Annotated in this window: 16 protein-coding genes; 12 read left to right on the plus strand and 4 right to left on the minus strand. The window is 40.6% G+C overall.

The genetic code is table 11. The annotated features are described in order from the left end of the window. Positions 1-4: 4 nt before the first annotated feature. The 5 genes from LXL81_RS07440 to LXL81_RS07460 all read left to right on the plus strand — a co-directional run bounded on the left by LXL81_RS07440 (position 5) and on the right by LXL81_RS07460 (position 3,703). A complete protein-coding gene (locus LXL81_RS07440; RefSeq protein ID WP_234646097.1) occupies positions 5-1,018 on the plus strand; it encodes an LLM class flavin-dependent oxidoreductase in 1,014 nt (337 codons plus the stop codon). Positions 1,019-1,041: 23 nt separating this feature from the next. After that, positions 1,042-1,215: a YafY family protein gene (locus LXL81_RS07445; protein ID WP_234646098.1), complete on the plus strand. Its 174-nt coding sequence runs from the start codon at positions 1,042-1,044 to the stop codon at positions 1,213-1,215. A gap of 6 nt (positions 1,216-1,221) precedes the next feature. After that, positions 1,222-1,992 (plus strand): YafY family protein, encoded by a 771-nt coding sequence (locus tag LXL81_RS07450; protein WP_234646099.1) that lies wholly within the window; start codon positions 1,222-1,224, stop codon positions 1,990-1,992. 171 nt (positions 1,993-2,163) lie between these two features. Continuing rightward, the gene (locus LXL81_RS07455) at positions 2,164-3,129 is read left to right on the plus strand and encodes a hypothetical protein (RefSeq protein ID WP_234646100.1); all 966 of its coding nucleotides are present in this window, start codon (positions 2,164-2,166) and stop codon (positions 3,127-3,129) included. A gap of 19 nt (positions 3,130-3,148) precedes the next feature. Continuing rightward, complete coding sequence (locus LXL81_RS07460) at positions 3,149-3,703, plus strand: NADPH-dependent FMN reductase (protein WP_234646101.1); 555 nt, start codon at positions 3,149-3,151, stop codon at positions 3,701-3,703. Positions 3,704-3,739: 36 nt separating this feature from the next. Here the strand turns inward: LXL81_RS07460 and LXL81_RS07465 are convergent, their stop codons facing one another. Further along, positions 3,740-5,890: a S9 family peptidase gene (locus LXL81_RS07465; RefSeq protein WP_255713670.1), complete on the minus strand. Its 2,151-nt coding sequence runs from the start codon at positions 5,888-5,890 to the stop codon at positions 3,740-3,742. Between the two features lie 102 nt (positions 5,891-5,992). Next, positions 5,993-6,541, minus strand: coding sequence for a hypothetical protein (locus tag LXL81_RS29115; protein WP_304488673.1), 549 nt, complete (start codon positions 6,539-6,541; stop codon positions 5,993-5,995). 161 nt (positions 6,542-6,702) lie between these two features. On the opposite strand from LXL81_RS29115, the gene polA reads away from it, so the two are divergent. From polA to LXL81_RS07485, 3 genes are all read left to right on the plus strand, one after another. Then, entirely contained in the window at positions 6,703-9,582 is a 2,880-nt protein-coding gene (polA, locus tag LXL81_RS07475) for a DNA polymerase I (protein ID WP_234646102.1), read from the plus strand. Between the two features lie 559 nt (positions 9,583-10,141). Continuing rightward, positions 10,142-13,495, plus strand: coding sequence for a SusC/RagA family TonB-linked outer membrane protein (locus LXL81_RS07480; protein ID WP_234646103.1), 3,354 nt, complete (start codon positions 10,142-10,144; stop codon positions 13,493-13,495). A gap of 20 nt (positions 13,496-13,515) precedes the next feature. After that, positions 13,516-15,096 carry a SusD/RagB family nutrient-binding outer membrane lipoprotein gene (locus LXL81_RS07485; protein ID WP_234646104.1) on the plus strand — a complete coding sequence of 527 codons (1,581 nt, stop codon included), beginning with the start codon at positions 13,516-13,518 and terminating at the stop codon, positions 15,094-15,096. 115 nt (positions 15,097-15,211) lie between these two features. On the opposite strand, the gene LXL81_RS07490 is transcribed toward LXL81_RS07485, so the two are convergent. Together LXL81_RS07490 and LXL81_RS07495 are read right to left on the minus strand one after the other, a co-directional pair. Beyond that, entirely contained in the window at positions 15,212-16,402 is a 1,191-nt protein-coding gene (locus tag LXL81_RS07490; protein ID WP_234646105.1) for a threonine synthase, read from the minus strand. Between the two features lie 69 nt (positions 16,403-16,471). Beyond that, positions 16,472-17,380 carry a LysR substrate-binding domain-containing protein gene (locus tag LXL81_RS07495; protein WP_234646106.1) on the minus strand — a complete coding sequence of 303 codons (909 nt, stop codon included), beginning with the start codon at positions 17,378-17,380 and terminating at the stop codon, positions 16,472-16,474. A 354-nt stretch (positions 17,381-17,734) separates the two neighbouring features. Between LXL81_RS07495 and LXL81_RS07500 the strand changes: the two genes are divergently transcribed. The 4 genes from LXL81_RS07500 (at position 17,735) to LXL81_RS07515 (ending at position 23,550) form a co-directional block, all read left to right on the plus strand. Then, positions 17,735-19,459 (plus strand): family 16 glycoside hydrolase, encoded by a 1,725-nt coding sequence (locus LXL81_RS07500; protein WP_234646107.1) that lies wholly within the window; start codon positions 17,735-17,737, stop codon positions 19,457-19,459. 46 nt (positions 19,460-19,505) lie between these two features. Further along, positions 19,506-21,500, plus strand: coding sequence for a plastocyanin/azurin family copper-binding protein (locus LXL81_RS07505; RefSeq protein WP_234646108.1), 1,995 nt, complete (start codon positions 19,506-19,508; stop codon positions 21,498-21,500). Positions 21,501-21,673: 173 nt separating this feature from the next. Then, positions 21,674-22,285 (plus strand): RNA polymerase sigma factor, encoded by a 612-nt coding sequence (locus LXL81_RS07510; protein WP_234646109.1) that lies wholly within the window; start codon positions 21,674-21,676, stop codon positions 22,283-22,285. 182 nt (positions 22,286-22,467) lie between these two features. Next, entirely contained in the window at positions 22,468-23,550 is a 1,083-nt protein-coding gene (locus LXL81_RS07515; protein ID WP_234646110.1) for a FecR family protein, read from the plus strand. Positions 23,551-23,628 lie beyond the last annotated feature (78 nt).

Genomic DNA, 23,628 nt, shown 5'->3' on the forward strand with positions numbered 1-23,628 from the left:
CACCATGGAAAATATTAAAATTGGCGTACTTGACCAGTCTGTGGTTCGACACGAAAATAATGTACGCGAAGCGATTCTCGAAACAATAGAAACAGCAAAACTTGCTGAACAACTTGGATATAGCCGTTTCTGGATATCTGAGCATCACAATTCAACCTTCATCGCGGGCTCTACGCCAGAGGTTTTGATGGTAAAACTGGCGGATGAAACCAGTCGCATCCGGATTGGTTCAGGCGGAATTATGCTTCCTAATCATAGTGCTTTAAAAGTTGCAGAAAATTTCAGGATGCTTGAAACACTTTTTCCGGGCCGGATTGATTTAGGTATGGGGCGTGCTCCAGGCACTGATCGCATTACTTCCACACTTCTAAATCCCTCAAATGATTTTAGCGAATCAAGCTATTTGCGGCAACTGGAGCATTTGCAGCACTTTTTTGGTGATACCGCCGGAACTGAAAGAGGATTTATTTATGCTACGCCGCAATCTGTGACAACTCCTATGCAATGGATTTTAAGTTCGAGCGGAGGAAGCAGTAAAATTGCTGCCAGGTTTGGAATGGGGCTGGCAGTTGCCAAATTCATCAATGGTTTTGTTGGCCCTGATGTGGTGGAAACCTATCGTAAAAACTTCAAACCATCTGCACAGTTTGAAACACCGGTTGCTATCCTTTCCATTTTTGTCATTTGTGGGGAAACAGAAGAGCAGGCACTGGCTATGCGGAAAATGCAGGACTACATTTTGATTGAATTTGAAAAAGGAAAATCGGGCCCGTTTCCTAATCCGGAAGTCGTGAAAAATTATCGCTTTACAGCTGGTGAACTCGAACGGTTAAAATACAATAGCGGCAGGATCATTTCGGGTACACAAGATTTTGTAAAAGAACAACTTACAAAACTTGCAAGCGATTTTGAAGTTGATGAAATTGTTATTTCGACCATGACTGATAGTTTTGAGTCCAGAAAACGTTCTTTTGAATTAGTATCAGAAGCGTTTAATCTGACTAATTTAGCGGCATAAATAACTTTTGTCCCAACTCTCCTATGAATCGTTTCGACCGCATCACTGCTATATTAATTCAGCTGCAATCCAGAAAAATTGTAAAAGCCCAGGATCTGGCAGATCGGTTTGAAATTAGTCTTCGGACCGTTTACAGGGATATGAACACGCTGGCGGAAGCCGGAGTGCCTATTATTGGCGAAGCCGGCATTGGTTAGTCTATCATGGAAGGTTACCGTTTGCCTCCCGTAATGTTTACAAAGGAAGAGGCCCGGACTTTTATTACAGCCGAAAAACTGATGGAAAAGTTTACAGACCCTTCCACGAAATCACATTATCAGTCGGCCATGTTTAAGGTTAAGGCGGTTTTGAAAAGTACTGAAAAAGATATGGTTGAAGATATGGAACAGCATATTGAAATCAGGCAACAGTACACACTCTTCAATCCTACACTGAATAATACGCTGGAAATTCTGCTAAAAAGCGTCTCCGAGAAGAAAGTCGCAAAAATTAATTACCTCACTTTTGCATCAGATGAGACAACGGAAAGAACGATTGAACCTGTCGGCATATATCATGAAAACAATTACTGGTATGTAATCGCATACTGTTTGCTGAGAAACAGTTACCGGAATTTCAGGACAGACAGGATTCATCATATAGAATTGACCGAAAAAACTTTCAGCCAGAAACACGCTTCTTTAAAAGAATATCTGGCCAAGGTGCCGCAATATGAAAATCTCGAAACGATCATCATTAAAGTGGAAAGGCATATTCTACCATACATACAAAACCAGAAATATTATTATGGTTTTATTTCGGAAAAACGTCAGGGTGATAAAATAGAAATGACATTTCTGAGTGCCTATATGGATGGATTTTCACGATGGTTTATGATGTTTGCCGAATATGGGGAGATTATACAACCGGAAAGTCTGACAGAATTGTTGAAAAAAAACATTTGTAAAATATCCAGTCATTTAAAGATTTCCTGAGTTCTAATGACTGAGGATAATCCGCCTATTTGCTTAATCATTAAAAAACAATCTGCTCTTCAAGTAATTTCTCCCAGCCCTTTGAGCGTTTGTGATAAAGCTGAAATCTCTCTGATTTCAAATTCAATATCGAAGTATTATATTGAAAACTGAACACCTGATCTATTTGGTATGAAAAAAAATTTATTGGTAGCCTTTTTTATATTATTTGGTGCACCGCAATTTATCTCTTGCCGTAATGCGGACATCACCAGTCACTTAAAATTAAATGTTTCAAGCCAATATTGTGCGCCGACAACGGTATATACCTACAATCCTGAGTTTATTCCATTCGAAAATGCAGATTCAATACTAGCAAACAGCACAAATTTATCCGGAAAATTGTCTGAACACGATATTTTAATGGCTAATGCGACGGGAACACTTTCGTTGATTAATAGGCTGATCGTAATCAAAAAGGACACAACATTGAATGGACGCGTACGTCGTTTAGAGATCAGTAATAAAATCCAGAATCATCTCCATTTACTGACAACTGAAATTTCCGGAATCGCAGCAGAACTGGATTGTGAAGGAGAACGCGCTGATCTTTTTGCAGGTTATCTGGATGATCTTAATGATAAAAAAACGGCTCGTTTAACGGGTGCATCTATCGTGATTGGTGCGCTTGCCACCGTAGCTGCTGTCTTAGTGAGCAATAACAGTCTGCAAAATGGTATTACCATTGGAGGAGGTGTTATTTCGGCCGGACTGGCTGTGATGACCATAAAACCGCATGGCAGAAAAATAAGCTATACCCACGACCGTAACGTACTTGAAGACATTTGGTTTGCGCCTGAAAAGTCAAGCATTTATCCGCCGTTTATATGGTATATGCTGAAAGAAAAAAGGTTCAGCAATAGCAAGCAGGAACCACTCGTTCAAACCATAAAAAATCGTTGGAATAAATTTGAGCTTGATCAGAATATTGATAGCTCGACGGTTAATCTTTTGTTTAAAAACGGAGGAATTTATGATGCAGATAATCTGCATACCAGAGCAACTATGCTAAATCAGCTACAATCAACTATCCGTTCCATTAATCAGGATATGCAGAGTTTAATGTCAGAATTGAATAATCTGAACGCTGATAGATAAATTATCAATTTTAGAAAACATGAAAAATATTCAGATATTGGCCATTTCAGGCAGTTTGCGGGTAAATTCTGCAAATACCAATATTTTAAAGTCAATTGGCGAAATGACTGATGATTCTGTTGATTTTCAAATATTTGAAGGTCTTGATACCTTTCCCCATTTCAATCCGGGTGTTGATATGGATAATGAAAAAGTTGCACTTTTCAGAAAGAAAGTTAAAGAGGCAGATGGAGTTATTTTTTGTACACCCGAGTATGCATTTGGTATCCCCGGAGTGCTAAAAAATGCGTTGGACTGGACAGTTTCGACGGGTGAATTTAACGACAAACCTGTTGCCGCCATCAGTGCCTCTCCCCTGAATACAGGTGGTGACAAGGCACTTGCTTCGCTGATACTAACGCTCACGGCACTTGGTACCTATAAAAATGAAAAGTCACTCTTATCAATTCCGAATATTAAACAAAAGATCAATGGGGAAGGAGCTTTAACTGACAGTCTTCTTAAAAAAGATTTGGAGCTGATTTTGAATAACTTATTAGAACAAGTTAAAGAGAAAAGAGGCGGAATTGTTTAATAGTTGCCAGAATCATAGAATTCCGGCAACTATTTTTTACTTGTCAATGCCTTCAAGTGCAAACAGAAATGCATATTGAAGCGCAACTTCTTTCAGATATTCAAACCTTCCCGAAGCGCCGCCATGACCAGCTTCCATATTCGTCTGCAATAATAAAATATTCTTATCCGTTTTGTGCGTTCTTAAACGCGCTACCCATTTGGCTGGCTCAAAATACTGAACCTGACTGTCATGAAGTCCGGTTGTAACCAGCATGTTTGGATATTCCTTTCTTTCAACATTATCATAGGGCGAATATGATTTCATGTAGTCATACGAGTCTTTGTTTTTAGGATTCCCCCATTCGTCAAACTCATTGGTAGTCAATGGAATGCTTTCATCAAGCATCGTCGTAACGACGTCGACAAAGGGAACATCGGCAATTATCCCGTTCCATAAATCAGGACGCATATTTGAAATTGCGCCCATCAATAAACCGCCTGCACTTCCACCCTCTGCATATAAATGTGCCGTGGAAGTATAATTTTGTTTGATCAAAAATTCAGCGCAATCGATAAAATCAGTGAACGTATTTTTCTTTTTGAACAATTTTCCATCCTCATACCATTGACGCCCCATTTCCTGTCCACCGCGAACATGAGCAATAGCAAAAATAAACCCGCGGTTTAGCAGACTAAGACGGTTCGTGCTAAAACCGGCATCCATACTATTTCCATAGGAGCCATAAGCATACAGCAGCATTGGAGCATTTCCATCCAGTTTTGTACCTTTTTTATAGACCAGAGAAACCGGGATTTTAAGTCCGTCGTGAGAAGTTGCGTACAACCTTTCAGTAAGATACTTTTCCGGATCATAGCCTCCCACAACCTCCTGGCGTTTCAGTAATTGTTTCTCTTTTGAAACCATACCATAGTCATAAGTAGAACCAGGCGTGGTGAGCGATGTGTAATAATATCTTAGCGTTTCAGAATTATATTCCGGGTTTGAACCAATATAAGCGGCATAGGCAGGTTCACCAAAATCAACATAGTATTCAGAATTTGCTTCTATATTTCTTGTTCTTAATTGTAAAAGACCGTTTTTCCGTTCGGTTACAACAGTGAATTTTTTAAATACTTCAACGCCTTCAATCAAAACGTCCTTACTGGTTGGAATAACCTCTTTCCAATTTTCCACGCCGGTTTTGTTCAGCGGCGTTTCCATCAGTTTAAAATTAAGTGCATCTTTATTGGTGACGATCAGGAACTTATCATTCTGATGATCAATATCATAAAGCACATCCTTCATTCTTGGCTGAAAAATTTCAAAATCCCCTTCTGGCTTATCCGCTTCTAGAATCCTGTATTCCGATGAAACCGTTGCGGAGGAGCCGATGATAATATATTTCCCGGATTTGGTTTTCCCTACGCCAATGTAATTGCTATTGTCCAGTTCCTTGTAGACAACCACATCCTTTTTATCATCATCACCAAGCGTGTGTCTTTTAATTTCTTCGCTCAACAATGTCTTTGGATTTGTGGCCGTATAAAACAACGTCTTATTATCATTCCCCCAGACAGAACCTCCGCTTGTAGGAAATATCGCATCCTTCAAAGTCTCGCCGGTTTCCAGATTTTTTATGTAAATCGTATACTGCCGCCTTGAAACTGTATCAACGCCATAAGCCAAAAGTTTGTTATCCGGACTGATACTAAAACCGGACGCAGAATAATAAGGATGGTTTTTAGCCATGGCATCCACATCAAGCAAAATTTCCTCAGCAGCTTCCAGACTTCCTTTTTTACGACAATATTTAAAATACTGCTCCCCTTCTTCACTACGGGTATAATAGAAAAAACCATTTTTGAAAACCGGAACTGACTCATCCTTTTCTTTGATCCTGCCTTTCATTTCAGCAAACAGATTTGTCTGAAACTGCTTTGTGGCAGCCATCATCGTATCGGTGTACGCATTTTCAGCTTTTAAATAATCCACTACTTTATCACTGTCAGGACCTTCGGTAAAAAAATCGGCCATCCAGTAATACTCGTCAATTCTTTTATCTCCGTGCATTCCGGTTTCATGCGGTTTTTGATCTGCAACAGGAGGTTTAACATCAGGCCATTTATATGTTTGATTCACTTCTTTACTATGGTTACACGAAAAAAAGATAACGGCGAAAATCAGTAAAAAAATTCGTTTTTGCATAATAATCTGAGGTTAAAAACAAAAAAGAAAGCTGCCGGTCCTGATGATACGAACGGCAGCTTTTATATTTTCAGCAAATCTTGTGCTTACATTTACCCAGTTTTAATCCTGAATGTTAAACATTTTTACAGCATCTTCGTAAGACAGATTTTCATAACTCTGCATACGTATTGCCTGGCCGCCAGGGATTACCACATAACGAAACTGGTATGTTGCAGAAGGTTGTGCATTTCCGTCAAATGGCGTAGACCAGATTCTAAGCGTATTCAAAGCCAGAGAAAAATCAATTAATTCCTCGGTAAAACCGGATTTCACAGTAACCGGAAGCTGGCGGATCTGCGTATCTCCAAGATTTAGTTTTGCATAAACCAGTACGACACCTTTATCCAGAATATCCTGTGTAATGCGTGCAACCGGTATGTCAATATATGAACGTTGAACGCTGTTAAAATTAATTCCTGTCCATGCGCCGGCAGCTGCCCAGCTTGAATAAAATACATTGGCCGTTCCCGCCGGTCCGGTTGCTCCTGTTGCTCCCGTGGCACCTGTCGTCCCCACACCCGCCGGTCCTGCTGGTCCTTCCGGCCCCTTGCAAGCCTGCATCATCACCACACCCAAACATAAGATTGCTAACGTAATTTGTTTTTTCATTGCTTTCATTTTTCTCTGATAACGGATAAGTCTTGCCTAAAAATTAAAGCGAAGATGCCAATTTGCAGAATCATAAGCAAAATTTGAACTGCATTTAGGTAAGGAAGTCATAAAATAACCGGCGTTACATTATCTTTGATTTTCGTTTATAAAGAAATCTTATGGAGAAACCCACCCAGAAGCTATTTTTGCTCGACGCCATGGCGTTGATTTACCGTGCACATTTTGCCTTTATCAAAGCACCCAGAATTACTTCGAAAGGGTTGAATACCAGTGCAGTATTTGGTTTTACCAATACGCTTCTGGAAGTTTTGCAAAAGGAAAAACCGACGCATATCGGTGTAGCTTTTGATACTTCCGCCCCAACTTTCCGGCATATTGAATATCCTGCTTATAAAGCACAACGTGAGGCGCAGCCGGAAGATATTGGTGTCGCCATACCTTATGTCAAGAAATTGCTGGAAGCTATGTGTATTCCAATTTTGATTCTGGATGGTTTTGAGGCTGACGATATTATTGGCACCATCGCCAAGGAAGCTTCCAAAGCAAATTTTGAAGTCTTTATGATGACGCCGGACAAGGATTTTGGTCAGCTTGTGGAGGAGCATGTACATATATACAAGCCTGCGTTCATGGGCAAGGGCGCGGAAAAACTTGGGATCAACGAAATATTGGAACGCTGGCAAATCAAACGCATCGACCAGGTTATCGATATGCTTGGATTGATGGGCGACGCGGTCGATAATATTCCGGGAATTCCTGGCGTCGGCGAAAAAACAGCGCAGAAGCTGATTGCTGAATATGATACCATTGAAAACCTGTTGGTTCACGCTGACGAAATAAAAGGAAAGCTTGGAGAAAAGATTCGTGAGCATGGCGCACAAGCACTTTTAAGTAAAAGACTTGCCACAATTGATATTCAGGTTCCCGTTCCATTTGATGCAGAAGATCTGACAATTTGCTCCGCAAATCGTGATAAAGTCAACGCCTTGTTTGATGAACTGGAATTTAAAACACTCCGTAACCGTATCCTGGGACCTGACAGTTCCTCCGTCGCCACTCCTGCGCAGCCAACTAAAACTGCTGATAAAAAAGGTCAATATGATCTGTTTGGCAATGCGGTGGCAGAAACTGTTCCCACGCAACAAAACAGCGATATTTCAAATTTCGAATCTTCCGCATCAGATAATTTTGAGGGAGAAGAATCGGATATACCGCTTCTAGCTAAAAAAACGATCGATAATAGTTTTCACAGATACCACACCGTTGATACACCTGAAACCTTAAAAAGTCTGGCGCATTATCTGAGCCTGCAATCTGCTTTTTGTTTCGATACTGAAACAACTGCACTGGAAACTATTGATGCTGAACTGGTTGGATTATCATTTGCATATCTGCCGGGAGAAGCTTTTTATATTCCGGTTCCGGCTGATAAGGTGATTGCTCAGGAAATTGTAGAATATTTCAGGGAAGTTTTTGAAAATGAAAATATTGAGAAAATTGCCCAGAATGTAAAATACGATATACTGGTACTAAAAAATTATGGTATTGAAGTAAAAGGAAAGTTGCAGGATACGATGATCGCCCATTATCTGCTGGAACCTGACAAACGTCACGGAATGGATATTCTGGCCGAGACTTACCTGAATTATACACCTGTTTCCATTACTTCTTTAATCGGCAAAAAAGGGGTTAAACAGGGAAATATGCGTGATGTAGCCATTCCGGAGGCAACGCAATATGCAGGTGAAGATGCGGATATTACCTTACAGCTTAACAACATTTTCGTTAAAGAACTTCCAAAATATAACGCAGAAAAGTTATTCCAAAACGTTGAGATGCCTCTTGTTCAGGTTTTGGCAGCGATGGAAAATACGGGTGTGAGACTTGATATTAGTGCACTGGCCGATATGTCACTGGTTTTGGAAGGTGATCTGCGAAAAACAGAATCCGAGATTTTTGAAATTGCGGGTCAGTCATTCAATATTGGTTCCCCAAAACAATTGGGTGAAGTTTTGTTTGATAAAATGAAACTGATTGACAAACCGAAAAAAACCAAAACGGGTCAATATGCCACCGGAGAAGAAATCTTGTCCGAACTGGAAGGTCAGTTTGAAATTGCCAGGAAAATTCTGGATTACCGGGAATTGCAAAAGTTAAAATCGACATACGTGGACGCATTGCCGACATTGGTGAGTCCGCGTACGGGAAGAATTCATACGTCATATAACCAGGCAGTTGCCGCCACCGGACGATTAAGTTCGACCAACCCCAACCTTCAGAACATTCCTATCCGCACACCAAGAGGAAGGGAAATCAGAAAAGCATTTATTCCTGATAATGATGATTTTCAAATTCTGTCAGCGGATTACTCGCAAATTGAATTACGTATAATGGCAGCGTTCAGTGAGGATGCGAGTATGATTGAAGCATTTAACCAGGGCCGAGATATTCACGCCACAACGGCCAGTAAGGTGTTCAAGGTTGATTTGGCAGATGTGACTTCTGATATGCGTAGAAAAGCGAAAATGGTTAATTTCGGGATCATTTACGGAATTTCTGCTTTTGGTTTGGGACAACGTTTATCAATTCCCCGAGGAGAAGCAAGCGAAATTATCAAGTCATATTTTGAGGAATTTCCGGCGGTGAAGCAGTATATGGACAAAGTTATTTTTGATGCCCGCGACCAGCATTATGTTGAAACCATTCTGGGACGCAGAAGGTATCTTCCGGACATCAATTCAAGAAATCAGACTAACCGTGGTTTTGCTGAACGAAACGCAATCAATGCGCCAATACAAGGCTCTGCCGCAGACATGATCAAGGTCGCGATGATTAACATTCACGATTTCATCAAAAATGAAAATCTAAAATCACGCATGATCTTGCAGGTTCATGATGAACTTGTATTTGACGTACATCGTGATGAAGTTGATTTCCTGAAAGAAAAAGTGGATGAACTTATGCGTAATGCCATTCCTCTACAAGTAAAAATGGAAACAGGAATCGGCATCGGAGCCAACTGGCTTGAAGCGCATTGATAAGAATAGATCAAGAACAATTTGAACAGGCCTGATTTGTACTCATCGTACAGTCAGGCCTGTTTCTTTAAATAACGAATAAACCTTTTCTGTTTCATAGCCCTGCACCGACTCCCGGAAATTCATTGATTTATAATACTTCATATTTGAAAAATAATGTGTCGAAATCTGCGGTCAAATCAAAAAATAAATCACCTAATAGTTACAAAAATAATTGCGTTATAGAATTTCATGTTATTATTATGCTTTTACAAATTAGCCAAAATTTGTAAACATAACCTGAGAAAAAAATTTTCACGCACAGCTCTTAATTTAAGGACTACATCACAATCTACATATTCATATAGCACTCATTATTAATTTGTTGTACAGTAAAAATATCAAAATAATAATTTGATTATCTAAATATTACCTGTATTTTGGTTTATTAATAATTCATTAATAATTAAGTAATACTATACAAGTAAGTTTGTGCATTCATAATTCAGGCCGTTTCCAGTCTTTTTTATGTCCTAAAATCTTTTGCCTAAAATTTTCACTTTTTAACCACTTTACTTTTATGAAACGATCTTTACGCGTGCGCAACAGGATGCTCTTGCCGTGGAGGCAGGTCCTGATTGCTTTGCTCATGATCCAGTTATGTTTTGTTCCGGATTTGTTCGCCCAGGTGCGTACGGTTGAAGGGACAGTAAAATCCGTATCAGACGGCCAGCCGATCCCCGGTGCTTCCATTGTATTAAAAGGCACCACCACAGGAACCAACACCGACGAAAATGGTCACTACAAAATCACTGTCGCGGATGGTGGAAGTACGCTTATGTTCTCTGCGATTGGTTTTCTGAAACAGGAAAGCATAGTAGGAAACAAGTCGATGATGAATATTGATTTGGCAACAGACACCCGCGAACTGTCGGAAGTTGTTGTTACTGCGCTTGGTATCAAAAAAGAAACAAGAAAACTTGGTTACGCTGTACAGGAAGTTAAAGGTGAAGACCTTACCATGGCACGTGACCAGAACCCGATCACCGGTCTTATCGGGAAAGTGGCGGGTTTGTCTGTTGGACCTTCTGCTGAGATGCTGAGAAAACCAACGGTTATTTTGAGAGGTAACGAAATCAGCCTTTACGTGGTTGACGGTGTGCCAATTAGCTCAGACACCTGGAACATCAGTCCGGACGATATCGAAACTTACACAGTATTAAAAGGCCCGACGGCAGCGGCACTTTATGGTAGCCGTGCACAATACGGAGCCATTTTGATCACAACAAAAAAAGGAAACAAGAAAAAAGGATGGAATGTTGAGTTCAATTCAACAAACGCTATCGACAAAGGTTTCCTGGCTTTTCCAAGAACACAGGATGAATACGGCGGTGGTGAAAACCAATTGTATGCATTTGGTGATGGAAAAGGTGGTGGGTTAAACGATAATGACTATGATGTTTGGGGACCAAAATTCCGTGGACAGTTAATTCCTCAATACGATGGGAAATACGATCCTAACCAGGAGTTTGTAACAACTTACCCAGGCGGATATCAGTGGAAAGGTCATATTACGCCTACTCCATATGTGGCTCGCGGTAAAAATAACCTGCAACGTTTCTTACAAACGGGTTTTCAAAGCACAAATAATATTTCTTTGAGTACCAGCGGTGATAATTACAGTCTGCGTTTTTCTGCATCGCATTCCACACAGAAAAGTATTATCCCAAACAACGCGGTTAATATCACAAACTTCAACATGTTCGGTTCTTTCAACCCAACTTCACGTTTGAAAATTGATGCGAATTTGAACCTGAACCGTCAATATTCACCAAACTTTCCGGATGTTGATTATGGCCCGAACAGTTTGATCTATAACGTGGCCGTTTGGACAGGTGCCGACTGGGATGTTGAATCTCCGGATATCAAGGGAATCTGGCAGGAAGGAAAAGTAGGTACACAATCTGTTTTTGCTGAATATCAGCGTTATCACAATCCATGGTTCCAGGTTAAAGAATGGACCAGAGGACATTATAAAACGGATATTTTCGGATATGTTTCAGGAAATTATAAAATCAATGATCACTTGAACGTTAATGCCCGCACCCAGGTAACGACTTACAACTTGCTTCGTACAGAAAAAATGCCTTATTCGGCTCACCCTTACGGGCGTGATCAAAACAAAGGTGACTACCGCGAAGACCGCAGAAATTTGTTTGAAAACAATACGGACGCGCAGTTTAACTACAATTATGACATTGGTAAATTCTTCAATCTTACAGGTTTTGTAGGTGGAAATGCCAGATTGTTTACTTACAATTCAAGCTTTACTTCTACGGATTACCTGAGTGTTCCAGGTGTTTACAGTTTCAGTAACTCTTTGAATGCAATTCAGGCAAGTAGCTTTGATTCAAAAATGAGAGTTTATAGCGGATATGCTTCTATGGATGCGTCTTTTGGGAAATATGCTACGCTTTCGTTAACAGGCCGTGTTGACAAATCTTCTGCTTTACCAAGCGGTAACAACAGTTACTTCTACCCTAGCGTTTCTGTTGCTTCTCCGATCTCAGATTATATCAAACTTCCCGAAGTTATTTCCTTCCTGAAAGTTAGAGGATCGTTCGCTGCAATTCATGGTGATGCAACAAATGCAACGGTTGGTGTTGCTCCTTTCAACTCGATCACAGCACTTGGCGCAAGCCCGACTGGAAATTCATTGATGGATTATCCATTGGGATATGGCAGTAATTATGAATCACCTTATGGCGGACCGGATTTTTCACTTTCCTCGGTTTATTCAACTGCAAAACCATATAACAGCCAGACTGCTGCTTATTATACAAGCAATATTTACGATCCTAACATCAAAACTTTCAACCGTGTAAACTTTGAAGGTGGTGTTGATGCTAAATTTTTGCAAAATCGCTTAGGGCTTAGCCTTACTGCTTTCCAATATCTTGACGGTCCGAAAATTCTTCAAAACCCTATTTCTTCTGCAACAGGGTATAGTTACTATTACCTGAACGCATTGAAAACCAAGAAAACAGGTTATGAAATTTCGCTGACAGGAACGCCAATCAGAACGGCTGATTTTAGTTGGGATGTTTTGGTGAATTACAGTTCTTTCAAAGAAGTTTATAATGAATTGCCGGAAGGACAGTCTGTTTACAAAACATATTTCCATAAAGGCGATCGTGTTGATAAATTTTATAGCAGCGCATTCCTGAAAACTACGGATGGAAAAGTGATCTATAACAGTTCAGGATCACCTTTGGCAAACTCAACACAGCAATTTCTTGGCTATTTGAATGCCAAATTTGCATGGAGTGTTTACAACAAATTTGCCTACAAAAGTTTCTCTCTTGGTTTCCAGTTTGACGGACGTGTTGGTGGAAAAACAGCAGATTATATGCACAACAAAACCATGCGTGGAGGAAGAAATATTGAAACTATCCAAGGTGCCCTTGGCGTAGCACGTGACCTGGACGATCAAAATGCAGGTGATCCTAATTACAAAGGCAGTTATGTAGGAGATGGTGTAGTTGTTGCAAACGGACAGGCTATCAATATTGATTCACAGACAGGTGCAATTTTGAATTACAGCGAGTTACAGTTTACGCCAAATACAAGCGTTAAATCTGTACAATCGTGGGTAAGTTCATATTACGGAGTAACGGAGGCTAATTTGATGAGCAAAACATACGCCAAGTTGCGTGAAGTAACTTTTGGATATACTATTCCTTCAAAAATCCTGGGGAATTCGTTCATCAAAAAAGTAACTGTTTCACTGGTTGGACGTAACCTTATTTATTTCTATAAAGACAAGCGCTTTAAAGACGTAGATCTTGATCAGTACAATGCAGGTGGAACTGATACTGCATTACAGTCTCCAACTACGCGCAGATACGGGTTCAATCTAAACGTATTATTTTAATCAGTACAAAAGCATTTAACATGAAAAAATTAATATATCTACGATTATTGCCCTTTGTGGCACTGATCCTGCTGGCAGGTTGTGAAGGGAATTTTGATGAACTTAACCTAAACTCCAACAAGCCCACAACGGTTCCGCCTTCTTTGCTATTGACTGGAATTCTGAACGATTTGTATGATGCTCCGGCAGGCGATTACGAAAAATGGGACCAGTATTTCCTGATCAATTATGACTATTATGGAAATAACCAGTATGTATTTGGAGAAGGAAAAGACAAATACGCTACGTTGAAAAACGTGATCAAAATGGAAGAAGAGGCAGCGAAACTTTATACAACAGAAATCAATCCTTACGCTGCGTTGGGTAAATTTTTCAGAGCTTATTTTTTCACACAAATGAGCCTTCAGATGGGAGATATTCCTATGACGGAAGCACTTTTAGGAGGCACGAACCTGAATCCGGTTTATGATTCTCAGAAAACTGTTTTTCTTCAAAGTCTGAAATGGCTTGACGAAGCAAATACACAGCTTGGAACGTTGGTGGCGCAGTCTGATACCCGCCTAGCCGGTGATATTTATTTTGGAAACAGTGTGGCAAAATGGCAAAAAACGGTCAACGCATATCGTTTGAGACTCTTAGTTCATCTGAGTAAAAAAGAAAGCGATACTGACTTGAACATAAAATCGCAGTTCGCTGCAATTTTGGCTGATCCGGTGAAGTATCCATTGATGACAAGTACGGATGACAATCTTCAGTATACTTACATCAACCCGACCAACAAATATCCGGAAAACCCAGGTTCATTTGGATTTAATGCACTACGTGAAAATTCATCCGCAACCTACGTGGGTCTGCTTACAAAATTGATGGATCCACGTGTGTTTGTTACTACCGAACCTGCCACGGCAAAAGTTGCTGCGGGTACCAGTCCTACAAGTTTCAACGCATTTTTGGGTGCTGATCCTGGTGAAGATTTGGGTATTATGTATGTAAAAGCAAACGCTGGTGAGTATTCGCTTATCAACCGTAAACATTACTATGAGACTTTCACCGGCGAACCAAGTGTTCAGATCGGATATCCTGAAATGTGTTTTAACATTGCCGAAGCGATCAACAGAGGATGGGCGACAAAAGGCGCATTGGGAACTGCTGAGGATTATTACAAAGCCGGAATCCTGGCGTCCTGGTCTTCTTATGGTATTCCTGCCTCAGGATCGTTCACAGCCTATTTTATCGCTTCAGGAAGTCCTGGGAGTACAGCGGTTTATAACAGCTACCCGGTCAATACGCCATTTGATACGTATTATGCTCAATCATCTGTTAAATACGCAGCAGGTGCTACGGGCTTAACAGAAATTTTGAACCAGCGCTATCTGGCCCTGTTCCGCCATTCCGGTTTGGAGTCATATTTCACTTACCGCCGCACTGGTGTTCCTAATTTCACAACAGGTCCTGGTACCGGAAATAGTGAGCGTATCGCGAAACGCTTCCAGTATATCAGTACGGAAAGAACTGCAAACACCGTTAACTACAAAGCAGCTTTGACCAGCCAGTTTGCAGGTAATGATGATATTAATGGGGTTATGTGGATTTTGAAATAACCTTACGTAGATAAAAGTTAAAAAGTTGAGGGTTGAAAGTTGAAAGTGCCATTGCACTGTTAACTTTCAACCCTCAACTTTTATTAAAAAAAGGCAGGTTTTAGGAATAGTAATATTATTGAAGGTTCTCGGCGTATTTGTAGCCGCTTCCTGTATTTAGTAATAAAATCGTTTCGTCGGGGCTAACCCATTTATTTTCAATCGCTTTTTTCATCGCAGGTATTAAAGCACCACCTTCTGGTGCTACAAACAACCCTTCTCTTTTTGACAAAGTTTTAACACCGTCAAGCAATTCCTGCTCACTTACCGAAATAGCAAATCCGTTGGATTCTTTCAGGATTTCTAAAATTTGTCTTTCTGCAAAAGGAGATGGAACAGCCAAACCATTCGCCATCGACGGTTTAGCCTGGTAGGCTGAGGCATTTTTATGCTTGCCTTCATAGGACCAGACAATCGGCTGACAATTTTCAGTTTGAACCGCTATCAGTCTTGGAAATTTTCCTGTGATCCAGCCGGCTTGTTTCATTTCTTCAAATGCTTTCCAAAGGCCGATCAATCCTGTACCGCCACCGGTTGGATAAAAAATCACATCTGGTAAATCCCACTTCATTTGTTCTGCAATTTCAAAACCCATCGTTTTCTTTCCTTCAAGACGGTAGGGTTCTTTCATTGTAGAAACATCAAAATAGCCATTTTCAGCTTTCATTTCAGCAACGAGTTTGCCACAGTCGTTAATCAATCCATCTACTAAAATTAGCTCAGCACCAAAATATCTGCATTCCTGTTTGAAAATTTCAGGTGTCAAACGTGGCATCACGACGGTAACTTCAATATTTGCCTTTGCTCCGTATGCAGCCAAAGCGCCACCGGCATTTCCGGCAGTGGGTACGATACATTGTTTAATACCCAATTCTTTCATTTTAGAAACCGCAACAGCCTGGCCGCGCGCTTTGAAAGATCCGGTAGGATTTAGGGATTCGTCTTTTAATAATAATTTATTGATCCCGAATTCTTTGGCAAGATTTTCCAGATGCAAAAGTGGGGTCATTCCTTCGCCGAGGGTGACGATATTTGCAGGATCAAGAACGGGTAAAAATTCAAAATATCGCCACAAGGAAGATTCCCGGTCTAAGAGAACATCTTTATCAACATATTGAGAAAAATCATATTTGGCAAATAGTGGCGCTTTCCAACCTTCTGCATCATTGGAGCAAAAAGTTTGTACTTGCCGGTGATCAAATTTCTTCTTACTTATTGCACATTCAAGGTGGGTCACATGCGAGGTCAGGGTCATCGTATTTTCCATGCTTTTGACATTATTTTTATCAAAAGTAGAAGTTCGATCATAGCTAAACCAATGCTATTTGAATATACACTATAACATGTTGTTATGACCTTGCAAGGCAAATCGTACAAATGCCTGTCCGAAAGGATCGCTCTCAGAACCATGCCGCTGAATAAAATAAAACTGTCTTTGCACATGCAGCCCTTCAATAAAAACCTGCTTTAAAGTTCCTGACGCCAGTTCTTTCCGGACAGACCGCAATGGTAAAAATCCAAGGCAGTTATCAACCAGAAGAAAGTTTTTTAAAGCCTCAGTTCCTCCCAAAGATATATTGTTTTTAAGGTCTGCAATTTTCATATTAACCTCAGCCAATGCGGCCTTAACAGAATCCAGCGTCCCTGAACCTCGTTCTCTTAATGCGACCGGATAATTTTTCAATTCTTCCAAATTGATAGATTCCCGATACCAGAGTTCGCTTTTGGGAGAGCAAACGGCAATTACTTCATCGGAAAGAAAATACCGGTAACTTACCGATGTTGTTTTTGTCTGCCCTTCAATAATGCCCAGATCGATTTCATTATTTCCCAAAGCTTTCAGGACGTTTTCAGAATTCCGGTTCAAAAGCGTTATTCTGACATTGGGGTATCGTTGACGAAAAGCCGATAAAATTTCCGGAATGATATACAAGGCTACGGTTGTGCTGGCCCCCAGCCGCAATTCTCCTTTTGCGTTATACTCATCCTGATGTGTGCTTAATGCATAAGACAAACGGATCTGCACTTCCTTCGCCTGCCGTAAATGATCGAGCAGCAAATTTCCGGGCAAAGTCAACTTTACTGCGTTTCCAACACGCTCAAATAAGCTGGTTTTGTATTGTTCCTCCAAAGATTTAATGTGCCGGCTAATGGCAGGCTGGCTCAGATTAAGTACCTGACTTGCTTTTGTGAAGCTCAGATGATTGGCTACCTCAAAAAAAACTTCATGACGGAAGGAGATCATTTATTTTCAGAATCAATTTTTCAAAGTTATTATTTTAAGCTGAGTGATGGAGAAAAAATGGACGATTTGTGCTGCTGAAAAAAATAACCACGAAGCATACAAAGAACAACAAAGGTTTTTTGTACACTATTCTTTTACAACCGTTAAATTTTCTTATCCTTTGCGCCCTTCGTATAAAACTTCGATCGCTTTACGGTAAAGGGCAACAGGTACGGGCAATTGAAAAATATCAATCCTCCCATTTCGCGTTTAATAATTTTCCTGTTAAAAAAATTTATAATAAATCATAATATATTAGTAGAAAAAAACCCGAACTTCGCTTTTTAAATGTGAACATTACACTTAATATTTAAAATGCGTTTAACCATCCCAAAACTCTGTCTTTTCCTCCTTGCTTTTCCCCTCGCGGTTACAGCCCAAACAGGAAAAGGAAACTATTCTCCCATTACTTTAAAAGACCTGAGTTCCTTCGAGAATGCCGGTTCCAACTGGTCTGTTAAAGGAAATATCTCCATGCATCCGGTAAAATCAGAAACCGCTAAAACCACCAACGGTGAGGGCATCCTTGTAGGAACAACGGGTGCTGCCATTACCACAAAAGTAAAGGCCAAAGATTTGCGGTTTTATGCTGAATTTATGCTTTCACCAGGAGCAGAAGGAAATGTGCTACTTCCAGGCGGCCAGCGTGTTCGACTAGCCGATAACAAACAATTGGAAACAAGTGCTATGACCAGTGGCTACATTGGACAGTTTCCAGTTCAAAATGCTTCAAAAGCCCCGGGATTATGGCAAACCGTTGAACTTGCTTATGACGCTTCGGTGGCGACTGCTAAAAATTCTGCTCGTTTAAATACCCTGAAACTGAACGATGTTATAGTTTTGGAAAGCGTTTATCTGCCATTATCCAAATCAATAAGCGATGCCCAGTCTATCGGTCTGGAAGTTACGAAAGGTACTATCGCATTTCGTAACATTGGTTACCAGTTATTAAATGACCGCAAGCCATTGACGTTGCACAACCTGAGTTATAAATTGTATTCAGACAAATGGGACGCTCCGACTTATTCAAAACTTGAAAAAGAAGATAAAACAAATAGTCTGACGCAGGAGGTAACAAACGGCATGCGCGAATTTCACCTGGTCTACGAAGGCGAAATGTTAGCCGAAGAAGATGGAGATTACGTCTTCACTTCGATTTATCAGGGTAACGTTTTCACCTTTGATGTTGACGGAAAAGCCATTATCACGGCTGGCGAAAGCACGTCACAGGAATCTCATTCAGGTTCTGTAAATCTGACAAAAGGTTCGCACAAATTTAAAATTCACTATTCCCGTTTTCCATGGCGCCAGCCGGCTCTGGGTCTGAGAGTACAAAAAGCAGGAATCCGTACCTATGATCTGCACGTTCTTTCTTCTCTTCCTGAGCCTGAGCCAAAACCTTATATCGGTGTAAATCCTGATTTACGCCCGGAAATGGTTCGTTCATTTATTCTTTTGAATGGTGAAAAATACAAACGCACGCATTGTATTTCAGTAGGAAGTCCAACCGGATGGAGCTACACGATGGATCTTAACCGGGGCGCCTTGCTGCAAGCGTGGAGAGGCCAATTTGCCAATGTTACTGAAATGTGGTATGAACGCGGTGAGCCTCAACTACTTGAACCGGCAGGATTGACGGTTCCTGTTTCAGGAAAAAGTAATCTTGCTATTTTGGAAAATGAAAAAGCAGCATGGCCTGATTCTGCCAATGTAAACTATTTAGGCTACACCCTTGATCCAAAGGGATATCCTTCCATTCGGTATGCAATTGCTTCTGCAACTGTAAGCGATCATATTACTGCTACCAACGAGGCACTCACCGTTACATATGATGTGAAGGGTACACCAGCCGGTGCGCTTTATTCTCTGCTGGCCAGCGGAAAAGAAATCCATATGATTGAAAAAGGTCTTTATCAGATTGATAACCGTTATTATGTACAAATTGATAAAAAAGCAAAAGCGATTTTGAGAACTTCCGGCGATGGACAGGAGTTACTGATGCCAGTTTCCAATGCAAGCAGTTACTCCATGTTCTGGTAGTTTCTCTCTTCTTATCTTTTTGTTTAAAAATTTTATATCGTAGTAAATGAAAAATATAGTTTTAACAACCCTGCTTTCTCTTGGCTGCCTCGCTGGACAGGCGCAGAACAAGGCAAAAACCGAAGATGATTATTACCGGATCGTCACTATGCCGATTCCACAGAATATCCAGATGGAAGTTGGCGGACTGGCAGTTTTGCCCGATGGCAGACTGGCTGCTTCAACACGTCGCGGAGAAGTATGGATGATTTCCAATCCTTACATGAAAGGTAACGGCCAGCCAACTTTCCACCGATTTGCTTCCGGTCTTCATGAGCCGCTGGGATTATTTTACCGTGGAAAAGATATTTTATTATCTCAACGCGGAGAAGTTACAAGACTGGTTGATACAGATAATGATGGTGTGGCCGACGTTTATGACTCATTTGCACGCTGGCCATTATCAGGAAACTATCACCAGTATTCGTACGGACCTATTCAAATGCCAAACGGAGAAATGCTGGTAACGCTTAACCTCGACTGGATCGGGCGTGGTGCAAGCCAGTCCAAATGGAGAGGCTGGATGCTGAAACTTGGCCAGGATGGCACTTTGACGCCTTATGCCACAGGTCTTCGTTCTCCTGCGGGATTTGGTTCATACAAAGGAGATATATTCTATACTGAAAACCAGGGCGACTGGGTTGGTTCAGGCCGTATGACGCATTTGGAAAAAGGTGATTTTGCAGGAAATGTTGCCGGATTAAGATGGAGCAGCGAGCCAGGTTCGCCGGTTAAATTAAAGGCGGAAGACGTTCCTGATACAGGAGAACCACTTTACGATGTTGCAAAACGTGTTCCGGGAATAAAGCCACCAGCAGTATGGTTTCCGCATACTTTGATGGGAATTTCAACTTCTGATTTTAAGGAAGATACTACCGGCGGAGCTTTTGGACCTTTTCAGGGACAGATATTTGTAGGTGACCAGGGACATAGCAAAGTGATGCGTGTGGATATGGAAAAAGTAAATGGCGTTTACCAGGGCGCATGTTTTCCTTTCCGCGAAGGTTTTGAATCAGGTATTATCCGTATGGTCTGGGGTTTGGATGGATCTATGTTCGTAGGACAGACAAGTCGTGGCTGGTCAGCAACCGGTAAAGCAGACTTTGGTATCCAGCGTTTGGTATGGACCGGTCAGACTCCCTTTGAAATGAAAAATATCCGTTCTATGCCAGATGGATTTGAGGTAACATTTACTTCTCCTGTTGACAAAGCAACTGCTTCGAAATCTGATTCTTACAAACTGAGCAGTTTCACATACAAATATCACCACATTTACGGCAGCCCGATCATTAATACAAATGAACTGGCTATCAAGGGTATATCAGTTTCAGAAGACGGACTTCGTGCACGTATTGTGATTGATCCGTCTACTTTGAGAAAAGGTTATATTCATGAACTAAAAGCAGAAGGGGTTCAGTCAACAGACGGACTTTCGCTTTTACATAACATTGGCTACTACACTTTGAATGAAATTGCAGGTGGCGCGGCTCTTACAAGTGCGCAATATACAGTAAGTTCAAAACCTGCTATGGCGCATGATATGAGTGCTATGACAGCGTCTGACGCAAAAGGTGCTGAAACAAATTCTGCCAAACGTGTTACTGAAATGCCGGCATCCTGGACCAAAGGCCCCGATCAGGTAATCAACATTGGTACAGTTCCGGGATTAAAATTTGATATTTCGGAAATTCAGGTAAAGGCCGGAAGCAAAATCAGACTTAACCTTAACAACAATGATGATATGCTGCATAACCTGGTTGTGGTAAAACCCGGCACCGCCAATACCGTTGGAGAATTAGGATTAAATCTTGGTTTGAAAGGAACAGAAATGAATTACGTTCCAAAAACAAACGACGTACTTTTCCATACGAACATCGTTGAACCAGAAAAAACAGAGTCAATCTATTTTGTTGCACCGAAACAAGTTGGTATCTATCAATATCTGTGCACCTTCCCTGGACATTACACTTTGATGCAGGGAAAGTTGAAAGTTGTTAAGTAAAAATCCCACTATCTCCCCGGCCGTTTTTGATGGCCGGGGAGATCCTTTTACTACCTCACCCCTATCTCAATTTCAGATTATTTCAATTACACGGATATCAGATAATATAAAAGCGTTAATTTTAAATATGACAATTTATTGATTTATTTAAACAATACCGACCAGTCTTCAATTTGAATAATGAAATAAACATATCCGCCCACTCCGATCCCAACGCAGACTTGTGGCATAAATTCAAGTCTGGTGATGCGCAGGCTTTTGGCGAACTTGCACAGGTTCACTACCGCGCATTGTATAATTACGCGACCAAATTCTCCTCCGACACAGAATTTATCCGCGACTGCATCCAGGAATTGTATCTTGAACTTTGGGAGCGCCGGTCGTTTTTATCAGAGACGGCATTTGTCAAATCTTATCTTTTAAAGGCATTACGCCATAAATTAATAAAAGAGAGCGTTCGCCTGAAACGTTTTAAAGAGCACAATGAATTATCGTTTGATGCCGCGGAAGCTGATCTTTCCGTCGAATCACTGATCATTGAAAATGAACATCTGAAACATCAGATTAAACGATTAAATCAAATCGTTTCCCACCTTACAAAAAGACAGCAGGAAATCATTTACCTGCGTTTTTATCAAAATCTGGAAAATGAAGATATTGCTCAGATTATGAGCCTGGGGCGCCAGAGTGTTGCCAATCTTCTTTACCGCACCATCAAAGAAATCAAGAATATCTGGATGCCCGCAGAATTTTTCTGGGGACTTATTTTGATATCATTCTGCTGATTTCCAGCCGGCCTTCAACATAATAGCATTATTTCAAAAAAATATTTTGATTTTTTTGGTTATCCAAGACCAATAATCAGACATACATATTTAAATAACCAGTAGAATAGTAAAATGTAAATTTTATTTTGAACTATTCACACAATTGAGAATTTTGCTATTATGCCTGTTTAAAAATATTTATGATCGATTACCGTAATTATTCTGTGGAAGAATTCGCGACTGATAAGAAATTCCGTCAATGGGTTCTTGATCCTTCCGGTGAATCAATTCTTTTTTGGAAAGACTGGCTTTCTCAAAATCCGGAACAGCATATTACGGTCAATCAGGCTGTGGCACTGGTTTTAAGTATTCATGAACGATATAAAGACGATTTAAGCGAGGAGCGTATTCAGTCAGAAATCGACGCATTGGTAGAAATTGCAGAGTGCAGGAAGAATAAAAACCGGATTTCATTTGTTACAAATCCCTTATTAAGGATTGCTGCTGTGATTACGCTTATTTCAGGACTAAGCTATTTGTATTACGGCAATCAGTTTTCCAAAAAGACGGAGAAAAGCTCTTCTTTTTATTTGGTTGAAAAAAGGAATGACAGCAGTCTGGACATGACGGTTCTGTTAAGCGATGGAAGTGTGGCTACGTTAAAAACCCGCAGCTCCTTGAAATTTCCATCAAAATTCTCAGGCGATACACGAAAAGTAGTGCTGACCGGCGAGGCATTTTTTGACATTACAAAAAATCCATCAAAACCATTTCTTGTTTTTGCCAATGAAACAGTTACCAAAGTCTTGGGGACAAGTTTTCGTGTAAAAGCACCTGAGGGAGCCAATACTGTGATGGTTTTTGTCAAAACGGGTAAAGTGTCAGTCTATCCGAAAAGGGAATATGAAACATTATCAGATCGGGACGATCATGAAGTTTCGGGCGTGATACTTCATCCAAATCAGCAGGTTATTTTTAATAAAAAAGAAAATCGTCTGGAAAAAGGAATTGTAGCAAATCCCGACTTGCTATCAGAATCCGCAACGCACCAGGACTTGATATTCGACGATCAGCCGGTTGCAGACGTTTTGACAACTTTGGAAAAAATGTATGGCATTACCATCGTTTTTGATAAAGAAATGCTGTCACAATGCCCGATCACCACCAGCTTTAAAGAAGAAAATCTTAAACAAAGAATGAACGCAATTTGTCAGGCAATCGGTGCAAATTACGAGGTTATTGACGGCCGGATCATATTAAACAGCAAAGGTTGCAATCACTAAAACGAAAAAGTTTAACGAGGTATGAACCATTAACCCTGGTAAGATAAAATGCCAATGAATTAAATCAATCACCAAATT

This window comes from Dyadobacter sp. CY356, assembly GCF_021440195.1.
In the GTDB taxonomy this organism is placed as follows: Bacteria; Bacteroidota; Bacteroidia; order Cytophagales; family Spirosomataceae; genus Dyadobacter.

What these genes read in the sequence shown, in the direction of transcription:
- LXL81_RS07465 (WP_255713670.1), bottom strand. Translation starts at nt 5,890, where the DNA reads ATGCAAAAACGAATTTTTTTACTGATTTTCGCCGTTATCTTTTTTTCG.
- LXL81_RS07480 (WP_234646103.1), top strand. Translation starts at nt 10,142, where the DNA reads ATGAAACGATCTTTACGCGTGCGCAACAGGATGCTCTTGCCGTGGAGG.
- LXL81_RS07450 (WP_234646099.1), top strand. Translation starts at nt 1,222, where the DNA reads ATGGAAGGTTACCGTTTGCCTCCCGTAATGTTTACAAAGGAAGAGGCC.
- LXL81_RS07505 (WP_234646108.1), top strand. Translation starts at nt 19,506, where the DNA reads ATGAAAAATATAGTTTTAACAACCCTGCTTTCTCTTGGCTGCCTCGCT.
- LXL81_RS07445 (WP_234646098.1), top strand. Translation starts at nt 1,042, where the DNA reads ATGAATCGTTTCGACCGCATCACTGCTATATTAATTCAGCTGCAATCC.
- LXL81_RS07500 (WP_234646107.1), top strand. Translation starts at nt 17,735, where the DNA reads ATGCGTTTAACCATCCCAAAACTCTGTCTTTTCCTCCTTGCTTTTCCC.
- LXL81_RS07515 (WP_234646110.1), top strand. Translation starts at nt 22,468, where the DNA reads ATGATCGATTACCGTAATTATTCTGTGGAAGAATTCGCGACTGATAAG.
- polA (WP_234646102.1), top strand. Translation starts at nt 6,703, where the DNA reads ATGGAGAAACCCACCCAGAAGCTATTTTTGCTCGACGCCATGGCGTTG.
- LXL81_RS07485 (WP_234646104.1), top strand. Translation starts at nt 13,516, where the DNA reads ATGAAAAAATTAATATATCTACGATTATTGCCCTTTGTGGCACTGATC.
- LXL81_RS07460 (WP_234646101.1), top strand. Translation starts at nt 3,149, where the DNA reads ATGAAAAATATTCAGATATTGGCCATTTCAGGCAGTTTGCGGGTAAAT.
- LXL81_RS07490 (WP_234646105.1), bottom strand. Translation starts at nt 16,402, where the DNA reads ATGGAAAATACGATGACCCTGACCTCGCATGTGACCCACCTTGAATGT.
- LXL81_RS07440 (WP_234646097.1), top strand. Translation starts at nt 5, where the DNA reads ATGGAAAATATTAAAATTGGCGTACTTGACCAGTCTGTGGTTCGACAC.
- LXL81_RS07495 (WP_234646106.1), bottom strand. Translation starts at nt 17,380, where the DNA reads ATGATCTCCTTCCGTCATGAAGTTTTTTTTGAGGTAGCCAATCATCTG.
- LXL81_RS29115 (WP_304488673.1), bottom strand. Translation starts at nt 6,541, where the DNA reads ATGAAAAAACAAATTACGTTAGCAATCTTATGTTTGGGTGTGGTGATG.
- LXL81_RS07455 (WP_234646100.1), top strand. Translation starts at nt 2,164, where the DNA reads ATGAAAAAAAATTTATTGGTAGCCTTTTTTATATTATTTGGTGCACCG.